20 protein-coding genes and 1 tRNA gene are annotated in these 16,347 nt (G+C 68.7%); 10 read left to right on the forward strand and 11 right to left on the reverse strand.

The genetic code is table 11. The features are described from left to right. Positions 1-2 precede the first annotated feature (2 nt). Genes N5095_RS08920 through N5095_RS08935 form a run of 4 tightly spaced genes read right to left on the reverse strand, consistent with a single transcriptional unit; the run spans position 3 to position 2,977 of the window. Complete coding sequence (locus N5095_RS08920; protein ID WP_267622420.1) at positions 3-254, reverse strand: 50S ribosomal protein L23; 252 nt, start codon at positions 252-254, stop codon at positions 3-5. Between the two features lie 58 nt (positions 255-312). Continuing rightward, positions 313-1,059 carry a 50S ribosomal protein L4 gene (rpl4p, locus tag N5095_RS08925; RefSeq protein ID WP_267622421.1) on the reverse strand — a complete coding sequence of 249 codons (747 nt, stop codon included), beginning with the start codon at positions 1,057-1,059 and terminating at the stop codon, positions 313-315. 3 nt (positions 1,060-1,062) lie between these two features. Further along, the gene (locus N5095_RS08930; RefSeq protein WP_267622422.1) at positions 1,063-2,079 is read right to left on the reverse strand and encodes a 50S ribosomal protein L3; all 1,017 of its coding nucleotides are present in this window, start codon (positions 2,077-2,079) and stop codon (positions 1,063-1,065) included. 4 nt (positions 2,080-2,083) lie between these two features. Further along, a complete protein-coding gene (locus tag N5095_RS08935) occupies positions 2,084-2,977 on the reverse strand; it encodes an RNA methyltransferase (RefSeq protein WP_267622423.1) in 894 nt (297 codons plus the stop codon). A gap of 231 nt (positions 2,978-3,208) precedes the next feature. Between N5095_RS08935 and N5095_RS08940 the strand changes: the two genes are divergently transcribed. Then, positions 3,209-3,279: transfer RNA gene (locus N5095_RS08940), tRNA-Gly, on the forward strand. Positions 3,280-5,139: 1,860 nt separating this feature from the next. Here N5095_RS08940 and N5095_RS08945 read toward each other — a convergent pair. The 3 genes from N5095_RS08945 to N5095_RS08955 all read right to left on the reverse strand — a co-directional run bounded on the left by N5095_RS08945 (position 5,140) and on the right by N5095_RS08955 (position 6,973). Then, positions 5,140-5,445 carry a hypothetical protein gene (locus N5095_RS08945; RefSeq protein ID WP_267622424.1) on the reverse strand — a complete coding sequence of 102 codons (306 nt, stop codon included), beginning with the start codon at positions 5,443-5,445 and terminating at the stop codon, positions 5,140-5,142. 97 nt (positions 5,446-5,542) lie between these two features. Then, on the reverse strand, positions 5,543-5,821 hold the full coding sequence (locus N5095_RS08950) for a DUF7130 family rubredoxin-like protein (protein WP_267622425.1): 279 nt from the start codon (positions 5,819-5,821) through the stop codon (positions 5,543-5,545). A gap of 78 nt (positions 5,822-5,899) precedes the next feature. Next, positions 5,900-6,973, reverse strand: coding sequence for a YihY/virulence factor BrkB family protein (locus N5095_RS08955; protein ID WP_267622426.1), 1,074 nt, complete (start codon positions 6,971-6,973; stop codon positions 5,900-5,902). A 121-nt stretch (positions 6,974-7,094) separates the two neighbouring features. Between N5095_RS08955 and N5095_RS08960 the strand changes: the two genes are divergently transcribed. Together N5095_RS08960 and N5095_RS08965 are read left to right on the forward strand one after the other, a co-directional pair. Beyond that, positions 7,095-7,289 carry a hypothetical protein gene (locus N5095_RS08960; RefSeq protein ID WP_267622427.1) on the forward strand — a complete coding sequence of 65 codons (195 nt, stop codon included), beginning with the start codon at positions 7,095-7,097 and terminating at the stop codon, positions 7,287-7,289. Positions 7,290-7,340: 51 nt separating this feature from the next. After that, positions 7,341-7,655 carry an MTH1187 family thiamine-binding protein gene (locus tag N5095_RS08965; protein ID WP_267622428.1) on the forward strand — a complete coding sequence of 105 codons (315 nt, stop codon included), beginning with the start codon at positions 7,341-7,343 and terminating at the stop codon, positions 7,653-7,655. A gap of 32 nt (positions 7,656-7,687) precedes the next feature. Here N5095_RS08965 and N5095_RS08970 read toward each other — a convergent pair whose 3' ends face one another. After that, on the reverse strand, positions 7,688-8,092 hold the full coding sequence (locus tag N5095_RS08970) for a DUF5788 family protein (protein ID WP_267622429.1): 405 nt from the start codon (positions 8,090-8,092) through the stop codon (positions 7,688-7,690). Between the two features lie 218 nt (positions 8,093-8,310). Here N5095_RS08970 and N5095_RS08975 point away from each other — a divergent pair, with 218 nt between their 5' ends. Continuing rightward, on the forward strand, positions 8,311-9,240 hold the full coding sequence (locus tag N5095_RS08975; RefSeq protein WP_267622430.1) for a winged helix-turn-helix domain-containing protein: 930 nt from the start codon (positions 8,311-8,313) through the stop codon (positions 9,238-9,240). A 96-nt stretch (positions 9,241-9,336) separates the two neighbouring features. Here N5095_RS08975 and N5095_RS08980 read toward each other — a convergent pair whose 3' ends face one another. Next, a complete protein-coding gene (locus tag N5095_RS08980; RefSeq protein WP_267622431.1) occupies positions 9,337-9,600 on the reverse strand; it encodes a glutathione S-transferase N-terminal domain-containing protein in 264 nt (87 codons plus the stop codon). Positions 9,601-9,722: 122 nt separating this feature from the next. Here N5095_RS08980 and mch point away from each other — a divergent pair, with 122 nt between their 5' ends. Together mch and N5095_RS08990 are read left to right on the forward strand one after the other, a co-directional pair. Continuing rightward, complete coding sequence (mch, locus tag N5095_RS08985; RefSeq protein ID WP_267622432.1) at positions 9,723-10,655, forward strand: methenyltetrahydromethanopterin cyclohydrolase; 933 nt, start codon at positions 9,723-9,725, stop codon at positions 10,653-10,655. Positions 10,656-10,671: 16 nt separating this feature from the next. Next, positions 10,672-11,226 carry a double winged helix-containing putative transcriptional regulator gene (locus N5095_RS08990; protein WP_267622433.1) on the forward strand — a complete coding sequence of 185 codons (555 nt, stop codon included), beginning with the start codon at positions 10,672-10,674 and terminating at the stop codon, positions 11,224-11,226. 126 nt (positions 11,227-11,352) lie between these two features. On the opposite strand, the gene N5095_RS08995 is transcribed toward N5095_RS08990, so the two are convergent. Continuing rightward, the gene (locus N5095_RS08995) at positions 11,353-12,969 is read right to left on the reverse strand and encodes a GTPBP1 family GTP-binding protein (RefSeq protein WP_267622434.1); all 1,617 of its coding nucleotides are present in this window, start codon (positions 12,967-12,969) and stop codon (positions 11,353-11,355) included. Between the two features lie 254 nt (positions 12,970-13,223). Between N5095_RS08995 and N5095_RS09000 the strand changes: the two genes are divergently transcribed. Next, positions 13,224-13,952, forward strand: coding sequence for a cupredoxin domain-containing protein (locus tag N5095_RS09000; RefSeq protein ID WP_267622435.1), 729 nt, complete (start codon positions 13,224-13,226; stop codon positions 13,950-13,952). A gap of 36 nt (positions 13,953-13,988) precedes the next feature. Here the strand turns inward: N5095_RS09000 and N5095_RS09005 are convergent, their stop codons facing one another. Then, the gene (locus N5095_RS09005) at positions 13,989-14,552 is read right to left on the reverse strand and encodes a J domain-containing protein (protein ID WP_267622436.1); all 564 of its coding nucleotides are present in this window, start codon (positions 14,550-14,552) and stop codon (positions 13,989-13,991) included. 237 nt (positions 14,553-14,789) lie between these two features. Here N5095_RS09005 and N5095_RS09010 point away from each other — a divergent pair, with 237 nt between their 5' ends. From N5095_RS09010 to N5095_RS09020, 3 genes are all read left to right on the forward strand, one after another. Beyond that, positions 14,790-14,966: a hypothetical protein gene (locus tag N5095_RS09010; protein WP_267622437.1), complete on the forward strand. Its 177-nt coding sequence runs from the start codon at positions 14,790-14,792 to the stop codon at positions 14,964-14,966. Between the two features lie 324 nt (positions 14,967-15,290). Further along, positions 15,291-15,962 carry a helix-turn-helix domain-containing protein gene (locus N5095_RS09015; RefSeq protein ID WP_267622438.1) on the forward strand — a complete coding sequence of 224 codons (672 nt, stop codon included), beginning with the start codon at positions 15,291-15,293 and terminating at the stop codon, positions 15,960-15,962. A 105-nt stretch (positions 15,963-16,067) separates the two neighbouring features. Next, positions 16,068-16,331, forward strand: a complete 264-nt coding sequence (locus N5095_RS09020; RefSeq protein WP_267622439.1) for a hypothetical protein — start codon at positions 16,068-16,070, stop codon at positions 16,329-16,331. The last annotated feature ends 16 nt before the right edge of the window (positions 16,332-16,347 follow it).

Here is a 16,347-nt window from a genome sequence, read left to right on the forward strand (position 1 = left end):
TGTCAGAACACCCCGATGCGCGAGGCGATCTCCTGTGCGTCGTCGTCCTCGCTCAGCGTGAGCGTCGCCTTCTTTCTCCCCTGCGGGGTCACCTGCGTGTTGAGCTTGACGACGGACACGTCGTAGCGGGACTCGACTTCCTCTTTGATCTCGGGCTTGTGCGCGTCGAGGTCGACCATGAACTGGAGCTTGTTGTCGAAGTCCATCTGGTTCATCGCCTTCTCGGTGACCAGCGGGTGCTCGATGACGCTCATCGGCTCTCACCTCCGGTGAGAACGATGAGGTCGTCGTACGCACCGCGTGCGACGGAACTCATCGGTCGGCCACCTCCTCGACTGCGCTCTCGGTCCACACCGTCAGGCGGCCGGCGTGCGTGCCGGGCGCCAGGTCCTCGGCGTTCACGTCGCTCGCGGTGGCGACGTCGACGCCCGCCAGGTTGCGGGCGGCCTTCGACGGCTCGCCGCTCGTGACGAACAGGACCGAGGTCGGGCGCGTGTACTTCCGTCCGCGGGTCTTCCCGCGGCCGGCCCGAATTCGGCGGTTCTCGTCGGCGTGCTCGACGTCCTGGTGGATGCCGACGGCTTCGAGGAACGAGACGACCTCCTTGGTCTTCACGAGGTCCTCGAAGTCGTCGCTGACGACGAGCGGGAGCGCGAGGTCGTCGTCGAAGCGGTGACCGCGTTCGGCGACGAGTTCGGCGTCCGTCGTGGCCGCGATGGCCGAGCGGACGGCGAGCTTGCGCTCCTTCTTGTTCACTTTCTTCCCCCAGTCCTTCTCGGCTTTCGGCGGGTGGGCCTTGCGGCCACCCACGGTTTGCGGGACGCGGCGACCCTGCCCGTTCTCACGGGGGACGTGGGCCATGCCGCGACCGGAGCCGAGGGACTCTGCGGGCGTCCGCATGCCCGCGTAGGGGTCGGCGCCGTACTTCTGCTTCCGGTTTGCCTGGGCGGCGACGACGGCTCGCTCGATGAGGTCCGGCCGGTAGGCCGTCTCGAATACCTCGGGCAGGTCGAGCGTGCCCGCGTCCTCGCCGTCCAGGTCTCGAATGTTCGCTTCCATGAGTTATCCCTGGTTCGAGGCGGTGGAGACGTAGCGCACCTCGGGGTCGAGGCGCGGCTGGTCGTTCGGCCGGATGGCCGGGCGGAACCGCAGGAGCCGCTTGTCGGGGCCGGGCAGCGAGCCCTTCACGAGCGCGTACGGGCCGTCGACGACACCGTAATCGACGAAGCCGCCGTCGACGGAGGCTTCGTCGTCGTCGCCGACGTCGATGAGGCGCTTGTTGAGCTCGGTGCGCTGGTGGTAGCCCGTCTGGCCCTGCTGGGGGACGGTCGAGCGCACGCGGGAGGGGTTCCACGGGCCGAGGTTACCGATTCGGCGCCGCCACCCCTGGCGGGCGTGCTTACCCTTCCGCTTCTGGACGCCCCAGCGCTTGACGGGGCCCTGGGTGCCCTTCCCCTTCGTGATGCCGCTGACGTCGAGGTACTCGCCGGGGCGGAACACGTCCTCCATGGCGTGTTCGCCGCCCTCGGAAACGAGGTCGAGTGCGAAGTCGGCGCGCTCGGAGAGCGAGCCGCCGCCGACGCGAGTCTCCATCACGTCGGGTTTCTTCTTCGGCACGTTCACGACGTCGGAGGGGACGGTGTGCGTGACGACGCGCAGGTCCGAGACGCGTCCGTCGTCGATGAGCGAGCGCAGCTCGTCCGCGTCGTCGTCGAACGTGTCCTCCTCCGGCAGGCTGAGCGTCCGGTCGAGCTCCTCGTGGAACTCGGACGTCCAGACCTCGGTGAGCGGTTTCTTTCCATACGGCGTCTCTTCGTAGGCTCGGAGCGCGACGGCGCGCATCGGCGGGGTCTCGACGACCGTGACGGGCACCGACTCCTCCATCCCCTCGCGCGGGGAGTTGGACTCGTCGTTGACCATCACGACGTGGGTCATCCCGGCCTTGTAGCCGGCGAACCCCTGCAGTGCGGGCGACCCGTCGTCGTCGGGCCACGAACGGATTCGTGGCACCTCACTGGCCGCTCGCGTACGCGGGCCGAAGCCCAGCGAGCCTTTTCGTGGTCTGCTTGGTTGTGGCATGTGATCACTCCGTGAGTGTGAGGCAGGCGAGGGAGGCGAACAGAGCCTCTTCCGTTCGCACGACCTCGCTGCCTTGCCGCGGAATCGTATTCAGCCAGAGGTCGAACCCCGGATCGGCAACGGGTTCGACTCCGCCGGGTCCGGGGGAGTCCTTCCCCCCGGCGCCGGCGGCGGTCCCGGCAGCGGCGCCGACGTCGTCGACGTCGATGCCGAGGATGTCCGGCAGTCCTCGACCGGGGGCGCCGAAGGCGACGGTCATCCCGTCTGCCTCGACGTCCCGGGTCAGGTCTCCCAGCCACGGGACGGTGAGCGGCTGTCCGTGTCGCGACGTCGCGATGCGGACGCCGGCGTCCCTGCGGCCGAGGACTTCCGTGAGGTCCGTCCGTTCGACGACGTACCCCGGCTGGGGCTCGTCGACGAGGCGGGCACGGACCGGTTCTCGCGAAGAGATCCTGACGGTGACGCGCTCCCCCTCCGAGGGCTCCATTCCGTCCGGAGCGTGGAGGGAGATCGGGTGTTGCAGTCCGCAAGTGACCCGAACGCGGCCTTCAGGTCCGACCTCGGTCACGATTCCCTGTGTTAACGACTCCGACCCGTCGGGGGCAGAGCCGGTCTGTGACGCGACGCGCAGGGGCGGTAGCACGCCGGCGTACTCCAGTTCGTCGCGAACGTCCCACGCCTCCTGACGGAGGTGTGGGGGCGTCGCGGCGTACCGGAGCACGGTGACGACGAAGCCTTCACCCCAGCGGCGCTCCCCCGTTCGATCAGGGAAGACGACGACCCGGTCCGCGTTGAATATCGTCGCCGCGCGGGCGACGTAGCCGACCTTGCGAGTTGCCTCGCGTTTGTCTTCGGCCTCGCGGACGAGCGAGGACGGGATGCACACGGTGTGTGTCATGGCCCTCGTAGGGTCGCCGCGCCACTAGACTGTGACGATGATTCCCGATACGCGCCTAAAAGGGTAGCGAAACGATGGCGGGCTGAGAGGGCGTCACACCCACGGCGACCGGGGTTTCGTGCGTCGCCATCTCGTGGGAGGAACCCCCACGTCGTCCCCCGATTTTGGGGAGATTCCGGAACGCTTAATAACGGTCCGGCACTCAGCATGAAATGCGCAGAACGCGTGAACGCGCTGGTAGTGTAGTGGTATCACGTGACCTTGCCATGGTCACAACCTGGGTTCAAATCCCAGCCAGCGCACTTCTACAGGACTCACACACCAAGCGGCGCGTCTGGTCGCGCCGCGACGTGCCCGAGTCCGCTGTATGCGGAACGCTGTGATTTGAACCAGAGAGTGCAGCCAGCCAAGCGAGCGAAACGACCGTGGTTCAAATCCCAGCCAGCGCACTTCTGACGAAGCTACCCCACGAGCGACCGCCGTGCGTGTCGCTCGCCCGCGGTACGAGTCGAAGTCGGACCGAAGGGATTCGAAACAGGGAGCGACGCGAACGAAGTGAGCGGAGCGACCGTGGTTCGAATCCAAGCCGGCGCACTTCCTCGCCCGACTCCGGGGAGGTCGGTTCGAGGAGTGCTACGAGGCGCTCGAACGGTTGTCGGCGAATTCGACGAGTGGTCACTTCGCGAGGTAATGTCGGCGGTCACACCGATGCGCGAGTACGACACCTTCGCCCGCCAGTCGCGCAACACGAAGTGTTCCTCGTCGAACGCGGGTTTGGAAGGAGCCGACCGGCGAACACGGCGGCTGGGTCGGCGTCGGTTCGACCTCCTCGCGCTCGGTTTCGCGCGGGCGCAAAGAAGGAATGTGAACCGCCGCCCGGGTCTGGGCGGCGGTCGACGGAGGTTCGGGTCTGTTCGATTCGAGAAGGGTGTAGTACGCGCCCTTCGACCATGACAAGCGCCGCGGAGTCGTGATGGACGGAGTCCGCGGCGGAACGCGGAGAGCCCCGAAGACCGGTCGATACGACCGCACGGGGCCCGTCGTCGCTCTCGTTTCGATTGGCGTGCTGTTCTTCGCATCTCTACCGAACCTCCCTCAGTATTTAGCGTTTGTCCTGAGTCGTCGCTATACACCTAGAACACCTTTGATTCGAAGAAGACTTTCGAGACGTTCGGCACGCAATCGCTCGAGTAAGTGGTAGATGTTGAAGGAACGGATGTGGTGTCTATCGGCGAACGGAAACCCGTGGTCGCGTGAGGCCCCCCTCGCAGTGCTCTCGTACCGTTCGACGAGTCACGAGAGGAGCATCCGACCCGTTCGAACCGGCGATGGGTGGGGCCGTCGCTCGGGACTCGGTGTCGCTCTCTCGAGAGAGTCGCACGTCGCCGCTCCACGAGTCCGGACACGAGTGAGCCGATTTGCATTCCGGTCGGAATCGAGTGACGACGTGCGCGTTCGTAGCTAAGAAAAGTTCCTACATGAGCGTGCCGCTTGTTATGACAAGTGATGGGAGCCCCGGAATGGGGGGCTCCCGAGTGGAACGCGGCTCAGACGTTCCGACCGGAATGCACAACCGTTCGCACCCGTGTCAGGTGAACTCGAACGGTATCCGAAACGACGCGCACCGGGCAGAAGTAGCTACTGGCTACGACGATACCCCCCGGGCGACGAGCCGGGGTAACGACGAGAGTGCCGGCGGACCCTCCGACCTGCTGGCTCGCCCCAGTCCACCGTCGGACTCGCCGGTCGAGTGCTTGTCGCGACGGTGACCCCGGGGATGACGACACCGTTCCGTTCGGCTCGGACGGCACGGCGACACCGTCGACACCGCCGACGGCGCCGCTGACGACGCGGACCGACTGCCCGGACCGGTCGCTCCGGTATATACCTGCAACAATCGTATGGGTCACACCGTCGGCCTTGCACGTGCCGGCATCGGCGGGTCGGCCGGACGGGCAGTCGCACCCTCGGGAGGCGTCGACGGGACGCCGCCCGAGCGGGCGCGAACCGGAATGCGTGCGGTGCGGCACGCCATCCGACCCTTGAACTCGTGGTTCGTGCCGAACCGCACCGAAAACTGCGTGAGATACGTCGATAAGTCTGATGGGCGCCGTTGCAGGCCCCCCATGATATACCATGGTAGCGTGCCGAAAGGGAGAGACTCAGCCCTCGTCGATTCCGTAACCGAGCGTGTCCGCGGTCTCGATTCGGGCGATGTCGTCGCGCGCACAGAGCGACCCGACTCCCTCCTGTGGGATGGAGACGAGGAGCGCGCCGAAGGGGAGCGGTCGCTCCACCGTACCACCGAGGTCGGCGACGGCCGCCGCGACCGCGTCGTCGGCGTCGGCGGTGTCCTCGGTACCGTCGGCGCCGTCGGTTGGCTCGGCCGTAGGCTCGACGACCAGCGCGACCGACTCGCCGTCACGTGGCTCGTCGCGCATCCGCCGGACGGGGTGAGAGAGGTACACGTCACTGGTGAGGCGAGCGTGGCTCAAGAGCGGTGTGGTACGGGCGCGGTGTCGACCGGCGCCGACGACCGGTGCCACGCGGTTGCGACGGCCCCGGTCAGTCCTCGGTGTAGTAGTAGAGGTGTTCCCGCGGCGAGCCACAGTCCGCACATGCGGTCGGGAACGCCTCGAGGTCGCCCGTCGCGCCGCAGTCGAGACAGCGCCAGACGAGGAACGCCTCGCCGAACCCCTGCTGGGGGAGGCGTTCGTGTCTGAGCGAAACCCCCCGAGGGATGGCGCCCGCGGAGGTGTGGTCGCTGGTGAGCGTCGTCCTCGACGGCCGCGCGGACGCTCGGAGCCGTCGGTCGGTTCGGGGTGGTAGAGACTGTGAAGACACGTGTATACGACGCGCTGTGAGAACATAACCCCCGCTTCTGGGGTTCCGACAGGTCGGACGGGTCGGCGGACGACGGCTCTATTCGCTGGGACTCCGTTCGCTACTCCGCCGTCCGCGGTCGTCCCGAGGAACCCACCGGAGTTCGAGGCCGAGTCCGGGGTCGCCGACGCCATCGAGCGCGGAGTCGGTGTCGGTCGCGACCCGCTGGGGCGGCGGGAGCGTCACCGACTCGCCGTCGACGCTGACCGTCAGCGCTCGGCCGCGGCCGAGCAGGCCGTCGAGGTCACCGAGGCTCCTGACGAGCATCGCCCGGTCGGCACGGTCTGGTTCGGGTGTCGGCCGATGAGTCCCGATGACCGGCTCGATGTTCACGTCGGCGCTGCGGTTCGTCAGCACCGCGTTGACGACGACGCCGAGCAGGAGTACGAGCCCGCTGACGTACAGCCACGTCAGCAGGACGAGAATCCCGGCGATGGCGCTGCTGCCGGGGTCGCGGGTGGCGACGTAGACCCGGAACAGCGACTCCAGGGCGGTGAGACCCGCTCCCGTGAACAGCGCGCCGGGGAGTACCTCGACGACCGACAGCTCCGTGTCGGGGAAAATGTAGAACATCGGTAGGAACGTCAGCGTCAGCCCGACGGCGAGCCCCAGTCGACGCAGGAGCCACGGGAGGAGGCCGTCGCCGGCGGGGAGCATCGACTGGAGCACCGAGGCGAGGACGATGGCGAACGCGAAGGTGACGAGGACGACGACGCCGTCGACGAGTTGGTCGGCGAAGGTGTTCTCGGCCTCGGTCTCGTACACGTCCGAGAACGCGGTGTCGAGCCCCCGGAAGATGCGGAGCGTCCCCCAGACGAGGAGGGCGCCGCCGACCAGCGTGAGACCGCTGTCGGCGCTCTCGAGTTCGGCGAGGAGGAGGTCTCTCGCCCCCGGCGTGACCATCGCGGCGACCACGTCGAGAAACTGCGCCTGTAACGGCTCACTGCCGACGGTCGAGACGACTGTCAACACGAGCACGAACAGGGGCAGCAGCGAGACGAACGCGTGATAGGCGACGCTGCCCGCGAGGAACGTCACCTTCTCCGCGCGCGCCTCGAAGACGACGGCCCGTCCGACCTCGAGGGCGCGCTCGACCCGTGGACTCGGATTCATCTACTCCTGCGTTCCCCCCGTTGCTTGAAAAACAGGCCCGTCCGTATCCGTCCGTCTCCATCGGACACTCCTCGTCCCGACGAGTCGGTGAGCTTATGCGCCCCCGCCGGAGGCGTGATGTGTGCGCGGCGTTCGCCTCATGCTGTTCGGAGTCGCGGTCGTCCTCGTGAGCGGCTTCTATCTGGTGAGCGCGGTCGTCGCGGGACGAACTGGTGGTCCGGCACAGACACCCATCACGTGGGGACTGTTCCTCGGACTCGTCATCTGTCTCCTCGGCGTTTTCGTCGGCGATGGGAGTGGCAAGTCGAGCGAGTAACTCGTTCGGACGACCCACAGAGTTAGGCGCGTTCGCGTCGACCTGCTCCCCATGACTGTCATCGCACTACTCTCCGTCGCACCGGTCAGGGAGGGAAGCATGGCCGGGGAGGTCGCGAAGGCCGTCGCCGCCCTCGACGCCTTCGACGTGTCCTACGAGACCAACCCGATGGGGACCGTCGTCGAGGCCGACGACGCCGACGAGCTGTTCGCCGCCGCCGCGGCCGCCCACCGTGCCGTCGACGGCGACCGCGTCAGTACGTTCCTGAAGGTCGACGACAAGCGGACGGACGACCGTTCGGCGAGGGAGAAAGTCGACGCCGTCGAACGCGAACTCGGCCGGCCGGCGAAGCGTGAGCGCGAGTGAGGCGGCGCACCCGACGAAGCGGACCCGCCGTTTCACAGAATCTGCCGGAGGAAGGAGAACCACTCGCGGTGGCTCTCGACCGCCGCGTCCCGCATCTCGTCTTCCAAGTCGACCGGCTCGAGGGTCGACAGCGCATTGAGCGCGCGGTCGATGCCGTGGATGCTGTCGACCAGTCGGCGGCCCTCCTCGACCGAGAGCTCCTCGCGCTCGGTTCGCTGGTAGCGCCGGAGCCGCTCGCGACGGAGTTCCCGCTTCGTCTCCTCGACTTCCTCTTCGAGGTCGTCGGGGACGACCTCGTGGCGCTTCGCCTCGAAGACGAACTCCCGGAGGGCGAGCGACTCGCCCTGGACCGTGACTCGTTCGGGGACCGCCTTTCCGACCGTCGCCCCCGGCCGGTCCACCTCGTCGAGCAACTGCCGTCGGTCGGCGTCGTTCACTCGTCACCCCGCTCCGCACGCGACTCGGCCTCGACGAACCGGCGGTCGGGTTCGTAGCTCCTGGCGATTCGTTCGACCGTCGGGGCGGCGCGTGGTCGCCGTGGTGCCATCGGTCATCGGTTCGGCGGGGGAGAGGATAGTCGCTCGGAGCAGGCGAATTCTCCAATGTAGTTGACGCTTCTCGGAACGTTTTCCGTCGGGCCGCCCGGGGACGACGTATGGCCGACCCCCCGGACCGCTCAGACCGCCCGGACCACGCTACGAGCGCCGACCGCGCCGACCGGTCCGAGGGTGGGTCGTCGGACCCCTCGACCGACGTGTTCGAACTCGTGAGCGACCCGACGCGACTGGCGGTCCTCCGAGAGCTGGTCGACGCCGTCTACGAGACGCCGCGCGAGCCGTGGGTGTCGTACTCGGACCTGCGCGACCGGGTCGGCGCCCCCGACAAGGGGAACTTCAACTACCACCTCGGCCGGCTGGACGGGCTCGTGGAGAACGGGTCGGACGGCTACGCGGTCACGCCGGTCGGACGGGCGGTCGTCGTCGCCGTCGCCGCCGGCGTCTTCGACGAGGACTGGACGTGGGGCCCGGTCGACGTCCCGGGCGAGTGTCGCTTCTGTGGCGACTCGCTCCGGCTTCGGTACACCGACGGCCGTCTCGGTCTCGGCTGTGGCGACGCGGACCACGAGTTGCTCCTCCCCTCGTCGCCGAGTCTGGTGGCGGGCTGCAGCGGCGAGGAGGCGCTCTCACGCGTCGGGCTGGTGATGGCCCAGGAGGCCGAACTGGTGCGGGAGGGCGTCTGCCCCGACTGTGAGGGCCAAGTCGACGGCGAGATTCGACGCCACGAGACCGACCCGGATGCCCACGGCTACCACTTCGCGGCCGAGTGTGACCGCTGTGGCTTCCTCGGCGGGTACACGGTCGGCGCGCTGGTCCGCCGGCTCCCGGTGACGACGGCGTTCCTCCACGAGCGCGGCGCCGACCTCGGCTCGACGCCGTTCTGGACGGTCGACTTCTGCCGGCCGGGCCACGAGGTGGTCGTCGGGGAACGACCGCTCCGACTGCGAATCGACGTCGAACGCGAGGGGGAGACGCTCTCGGTGACGCTGAACCGGGAGGGGTCCGTCGTCGAAGTCGACGAGCCGTGACGACCCGCGACGAGCCGCCACGACCTGCGACGAGCCGCCACGAACCGAGCAGGTCGGCCGTCGACGACGTCGCCCCCAACCCCGGCCACGATTCCCTCAGCCGTAGTGGTTCTCCACGTAATCGATTATCTCCTCGCTCCCGTAGTGGCTCTCGCCGCGGGCGTGGTCGACGAGGAACGGGATTTCGTCCTCGCCGCCGAGTTCTAAGAGCTCCTCGTAGGTCTGTTCGTTCAGCACGTCGCCGCCCTCGTCGCCGGGGAGTCGCGGGTTGTGGACCACGTAGGAGAGCCCGAGGTGGGTCAGTGCCTCGCGTACGTCCGCCGAGTGGGGACAGGACTCGGCCTGGTAGAGTTCGAGCACGGGTAGAGAGACGCCTGCCGAGGATATGGGTCCGACGGCTCCCGCGACGCTCTCGCCGTCCCGCGCGTCCGAAGCGCGCCCGCACTGACAAACCCTTTCCCCGAGAACGCCGAAGCCCGCGTATGGACAGCATCAACCGGATGGCCATCGAACTCGTCGACGAGGCGCTCGACTTCGTCGACGAACTCGGCATCGCCGCCTACGAACTCGATTCGGGGGCGACGGTGCTCGACTTCGGCGTCGAGGCCGCGGGCGGGATGGAGGCGGGACTGCTCCTCGCGGAGATTCAGACGGCGGGGTTGGCGACCATCCAGACCCGGATGGACGAAATCGGCGGTGCGACGGTTCCCCACGTCGAACTGTCGACTGACCACCCCGGCGTGGTGCTCCTCTGCTCGCAGAAGGCCGGCTGGGAGCTCTCCATCGACGGCTACGAGGGGCTCGGGGGCGGCCCCGCCCGCGCACTCGTCGGCGAGGAGACCGACTTCGAGCGCGTCGGCTACTACGACGAGTTCGACCTGACCGTCCTCTCCGTCGAGGGCGAGAGCCTGCCCGGCGACGCCGTCGCCGAACACGTCGCCGAGCGGACGGGTGTCGAACCCTCCGCCGTCTTCCTCCCGGCCTACGCCACGGGGAGCCTCTGTGGGAGCGTCGCCACCGCCGCGCGCGCCTGCGAACTCGCCGTCTTCCGGCTCTCCGAACTGGGGTACGACCCGAACGACGTCATCTCCGCACAGGGGTCCGCCCCGGTCGCCCCCGTCAGCTACGACGAGGCGACGGCGATGGGTCGCACCAACGACGCGCTCGCCTACGGCGGGCGGGTGTACCTCCACGTCGCGGAGGAGTTCGACCGCTTCGACGAGCTCCCCTCCAGTGCGGCCGAGGAGTACGGCACGCCGTTCGAGCAGATATTCGAGGACGCCGACTGGGACTTCTACGAGGTCGACGAGTCGGTGTTCGCCCCGGCGCAGGTCACCGTCGACGTGGCCGACGGCCCGACACATGTCCTCGGCGAGCCGAGCGAGACGCTCCTGAAGCAGTCGTTCGGGTTCTGACCCCGGAGAAACCGAGATGCGACTGAAACCCGTCCCGCCTGCGCCCGAGAGCCTAGAGTTCGTGGCCGACGCCCAGCGCGCCGTTCCGCTCGTCCCCGGCGACGAGGACGACTGCTGTGCCCGGCTCGTGCGTCGGCTCGACCTGCCCAGCCGCGACGTGGCTCGCGAGTGGCTCACCTTCCTCCGCGCGCTGGGGCTGGCCGAGGAGACCGCCTCGGGGTTCCGGCGGACCGACGCCGAGGCCGACCTCCAACGCCTGCGGACGGCGTTCCGCGAGCGAGTCTACCTCGCGGACGACGTGCTCGACGCGCTTTCGGGGAGTGAGGAGGTGCGGGGAGACGACACCGAACCGGGAGCCACCGCCGAAGAGACCTTCGAGCGCGTCCGCGACCGCGTACCCGAGTGGGAACGGAGCCGCCGTCGCGACTGGGAAGCGTTCTGGCGCGAAGGGGTCGAGCGGCGACTGGCGTGGGCCGCGCTGTTGGGACTGGTCGACGTCGTCGCCGACGGGGTTGGCCCGGGGGACGACGCGGAGCGCCGCTATCGACCCGTCGAAGTCACGACAGGGTAGCGAACCGACCGCGTCGGGAGAGGTGGGACGCCGTCGACGACGCCCGAGTCGCGATGACGGGACTCGGACGCGGTAACCCCCAGCCTCGGGCCGAGCGATAGACCGCCCCGTCCTCCCGTGTACGCCTCACTCCGTGTGCACGTCGACGACGGTGCCGACGCCCTTGCTCCGACCTTCGCGGAAGACGAACTTCTGACCCGGCTCGACGAGGTACGGCCGGAACTTGAACCGGACCGTCGTCGTCCCGGTGTCGCCCGGGAGGAGGCGCCCGCCCTCGGGTTCGAAGACGGCGGCCTCGCTCACCGTTTCGAGGTGGACGACCGGCTCGTACCCGGTGCCGATGCGGGTCGGGTGGTTGAGCACCATCACCTCCGCCTCGAACGAGCGGACGGGCTGGGGTTCCGCGTCCCGCGGAACGAGCACCATCCCGCGCTCTATCTCCTCTTCCTTGACGCCCTTGAGCGCGATGCCGACGATGCGGCCGGCCTGCGCCCGGTCGACGCGGTGGTAGTGCATCTCGATGGAACGCACCTCCACCTCGCGGAAGCTCCCGTCGGCCATCGGCCCGAGCAGGAGCTCGTCGCCGGCCTCGACGGTCCCCGAGTTGACGGTGCCGGAGGCGACGGCGCCGACGCCGGTGACGGAGTAGCTACGGTCGACGTACATCCGGAACTCGCCGCCGGCGTCGGTCGTCTTCGGGAGGAGTTCGAACAGGTGGTCGAGGTCGTCGAGCCCCTCACCCGTCACCGCACTGGTCCGCAGGATGGGGACGACCGACTCGCTTATCTCGTCGACCGCGGCCTCGACGCCGTGGCGCTCGACCCGGAGCGGCGTCTTCCCCACGTCGCGCAGGAGTCGCTCGACCTCGCGCTCGACCTCCTCGGCGCGCTCCTCGCTCACCGCGTCGACCTTCGTGATGGCGACCATCGTCGGCAGGTCGGTCGCGAGCAGGATGCCGAGATGCTCTCGGGTCGTCCGCGTCGGCCCGTCGTCGGCGGCGACGACGAGCAGGCCGTAGTCGAGCTTCTGTCCCACGAGGCCCCGAATCGTCGTGCGGAGCCATGGCTCGTGGCCGACCGTGTCGACGAATGAGACGAGTCGGTCGGAGCTCTCGACGATGCGGGCGCGGTCGGACTTCCGGTGGGGGTTGTCCATGTGGACCGGGCCGTTCGCGTCGAAGCCGTAGACGGCGTACGAGAGGTCCGCCGAGAGCCCCCGCTCTATCTCGTGAGGTTGGACGTCGAGGAACCCCCGGGTGGCGCCGTTGCCGTCGTCTCGCTCGCCGGTGACGAGCGAGCCGACGAGCGTCGACTTCCCGTGGTCGACGTGGCCCGCGGTGCCGACGACGATGTGCTCGTCGTCGGTCTCCAGGATGGCGCCCTCGCGGACGGTGGCGACGCCGACCAACCCCTTCTCGGCGCCGTCGCCGTCGCCGACGCCCCACGTCTCCACGTCCTCGATGTGGGCGCCGGCCTCCTCGGCGAGCAGCGAGAGGACGTCGAGGGACTCGGAGAAGGCGTCGGGGGAGATGCCGGCGATGCCGCCGTCGTCGGTGACGCCGACGACGTAGGTGGCCTCCCCGTCACCCGACAGCACCCGGTGACGGAGCTGGGCCGCGAGGCTCTCCATCCGACCGCTCGCGAGGTGGACCTCCCGCGAGAGCCGTTCTTTGAACTCCACGTGTCCGCCCTCCTCCTCTCCGAGCTCGAGGGCCTCGTCCAGCGCGGCCCGGTCGGCACTCATGGGGGTTCGTTGGGGATGACCTTTTATATCCCTTTTCGTGCCGGGCGTTCCCATGACACGGGACCGAATCGGTCGACTCCGGAGCGCTCGTGAGCCGTTCGACGGGCGGCGGTGAGGGCGGGGTAGGTCGCGGCGGCGGTCGGCCGCCGTCGAACGCGACGGCCGACACGCGGCGTCGACTACGCCTCCGCCGCACGACGCCGGGTCGTCTCGTGGCCCGAAACGCCTACCTTCTCGGTCGCGTGCGTACGCCCATGAGTTCGGACGACGGGGGGCCGGGCGACTCGACGCGTCGAGGCCTCCTCGCGCGGTCAGCGGCGCTCGCCGTCACCGGGGGGTTAGCAGGCTGTTCCTCGGGGACGAACGACGGCGGTACGACCGGGGCGGGCACCGACGGAGGGGAGACCTCGTCGACCACCGCGGGAGCCGCGGCGACCGAGGAGACGGGAACGGGGACGACAGATAGCGAGTCGACTGCCGCGACCGAAGCCGCCGCGGAGAACGCGACGGCGGCCGACGACTCGGCGTCCAGGAACGAAACCGCGACCGGCACCACGACGACAGCGGGCCCGACGGTCGTCGAGTTGGGTGCGACGGTACAGGGGTGGCGCGGCCGACAGCCCGAGTCGCTCAGGGGTCAGACGAACCCGACGTTCCGAATGCGACCCGGAGAGACGTACGAAATCAGGTGGCTCAACCTCGACGGCCAGCCTCACCAGTTCGTCCTCGTCGACCCCGAAGGGACGGCCCTCGACACCTCCGAGCCCGCGAGGGAGAAGGGAGCCACTCGCGTCCTCCGGGTCGAAGCGACCGAACGGATGGCCAGCTACCGCTGTAAGTTCCACCCACAGGCGATGCAAGGGTCCGTCCTGACGGGCCCGCCGGGGACCAGTGGTCGGGAAGAGACGCCGCGGAACGGGACCGAAGCCGGGAACGAATCGACGAACCAGACTGCCTTCGACACGGGAGCAACGAGCTACTGAGAGCGACCGTCCGCGCGGTCGACGGGAAAGGCTCGGTCAGTCGGTGAGCCGCTCGTAGGCGCGGTTCACGCGCTTGAACGACTCCTCGTCGCCCGACTCGGTGTCCGGGTGGACCTCCTTCACCTTCGAACGGTAGGCGCGCTTGACGGCCGCTTGGTCGGCGTCGGTGTCGAGGCCGAGGGTTCGGTAGGCCTCCGCCCGCGAGGGACCCGACCGTTCCCTGACACCGCCGCGGGCACGCCGACGGTTGGCGTTCGCCCGACGCCGGCGACCGTCACCCCCGGGACCGGTGGGACCACCGACTCCACCCGGACCGCCACGGAACCGGGAGCCGACGCCGGCCGCGTCGCGTGCCGCCTCGCGTCGGGCGCCGGCGCCGAACCCCGAGTGGCGCTCGCGGTCGAACCCCCGTTCGCGCCGTCGACGGGCGCGCTTCTGAAGCCGACCGGTGGCCTGGTACCAGAGGAAGTAGGTCGTCGCACCGAACGGGAGCGAGAGCAGGAGCAGGAAAGGGTTGTACGCGAGCCCCGTCACGACGAACGTGACCGTGAGGCCGGCGAACACCGAGGCGAGTCCCAGTAGCAGGCGGTCCCGGTCCACACCCCGGCTATGGACCCGACCGACGTAAGGCTCACGTCCCGTCGGGACCGGCAGTCGACAGTCAGTCGGCGGCCCGTCCGTGGTCGACGGTCGGTGACCGGTCCGCGGTCGGACGGTCGGCGGTGACCGGCCGGCGACCGCCGCCTCGGACCTTCGCCGCCGACGTACGGTCCCGTATTCCGAACGTTTCGGCGTCTTGGCCCCTGCACTCAAGTGGCGCCGGGCCGTTTCACGGGTATGAGTTTCAGTGGCGTCTGTCAGGTCTGTGAGAGCGCGGAAGCCGACTACGCGTGCGAGCAGTGCGGCGCGTTCGTCTGTACCTCACACTTCGACCGGAAGTCCCGTCGCTGTGGGGACTGTCGGCCGAGTCCCCGCGGCGGCGGGGGCGCCGAACCCGACGTGGGGATGCAGTAACGCGACCGCCGGCGGCCCCTCCCCTCGGCGTCAGTGGCGCCGCCCACCCGCCGTCCTCGCCGCCGAACGCGCGTCACGGACTCCGGCCCCGGCCCGCACAGCCCGCCGCAACAGGGATGCCGCCGCGGCACGTTCTCGACACATGGCAGAGACGTACGTGTGTGAGAACTGCGGTCGGTCGTTCCCCGACGAGACTACCCTCCGAGACCACGTCTACAGCGTCGGGCTTGTGTACTGAGGCTTCACGCGTTTGCTAGCCGTAGATATCTGGCTGAGGTCGGATTTCGCCGCTACAGCTAATCCGCCTCCTCGCCTCCAGTAGGTATGACCGTTATCGCCGAGATTACCATCCCGTCGGAGGAGTTCGACTTGGGGCGGGTCACACAAACCACCGAGGACCTCCGCATCGAACTCGAGCGGGTCGTTCCGATGGGAGAGGGCGTGATGCCCTTCTTCTGGGCGACCGGTGGCACCCCCGACGACTTCGACGCCTTCGAGCGCCACGTTCGCGAGAACGAACTGGTCGAGGACCTCAGCGCGCTGGCCCGTGTCGACGACCGGGTGCTCTACCAGGTGGTGTGGGGCGACATCGCCGAGAGCCTCACGACCGTGCTCGCGAGGTGTCACGCGACCATCCTCGAAGCCCGGGGGAACGGCCACTGGTTCTTCCGACTCCGATTCCGCGACCACAAGGGGTTGACCGAGTTTCACAACCTCGCTACCGAGGCGGACATCGGCTTCCACGTGGAGCGCATCTACACCGTCGACGAGGAGTACGGCGCGAAGTACAACCTCGACCTCACGCCCGAACAGCAGGAGGCCATCCTGCTCGCCGTCGAATCGGGCTACTTCGGCGTCCCGCGCGGGGCCACCCTCGACGACATCGCCGACGAACTGGGCATCAGCTCGCAGGCCGCCTCCGAGCGCGTCCGCCGTGGTGCCGACACCGTCCTCCGCAAGGTACTGCTGAAACGGTCTGCGGCGGACTTCGAGTGAGGGAACTCGGTGGGGGTGGGCCCGATTGGCCCGTCGGCGCTCCTGTAGAGACACGACCCGACGAACCACCCCAACACTCATAGCCACGCACGAGCTGTCAGTAGTATGAGACTGAGCGACCGCCTGCTCTACTCGAAGACCCTCCGCCGCGTCAGCGACTTCATCGACGAGCACTGGGTGGTTCGCTGGTTCGTACTCCCCATCCTCTTCATGGGACTGCTCGTGCTGGGGATGGCGTACCCCATCTACGGAGCCGTCCCGGCGCTCGAACTCGTGGGCGTATTCCTCGCCGTCTGCTACGCCGTCGTGCTCGCTGGCCTCCTGGTCGGACGCGTCGTAGGCGGCGTCGTCAAACGCCGCCGCGCGTAGCAGGATGCCGGTTCGG

The sequence above is a fragment of the Halobium salinum genome, assembly GCF_026586625.1.
Taxonomy (GTDB): Archaea; Halobacteriota; Halobacteria; order Halobacteriales; family Haloferacaceae; genus Halobium; species Halobium salinum.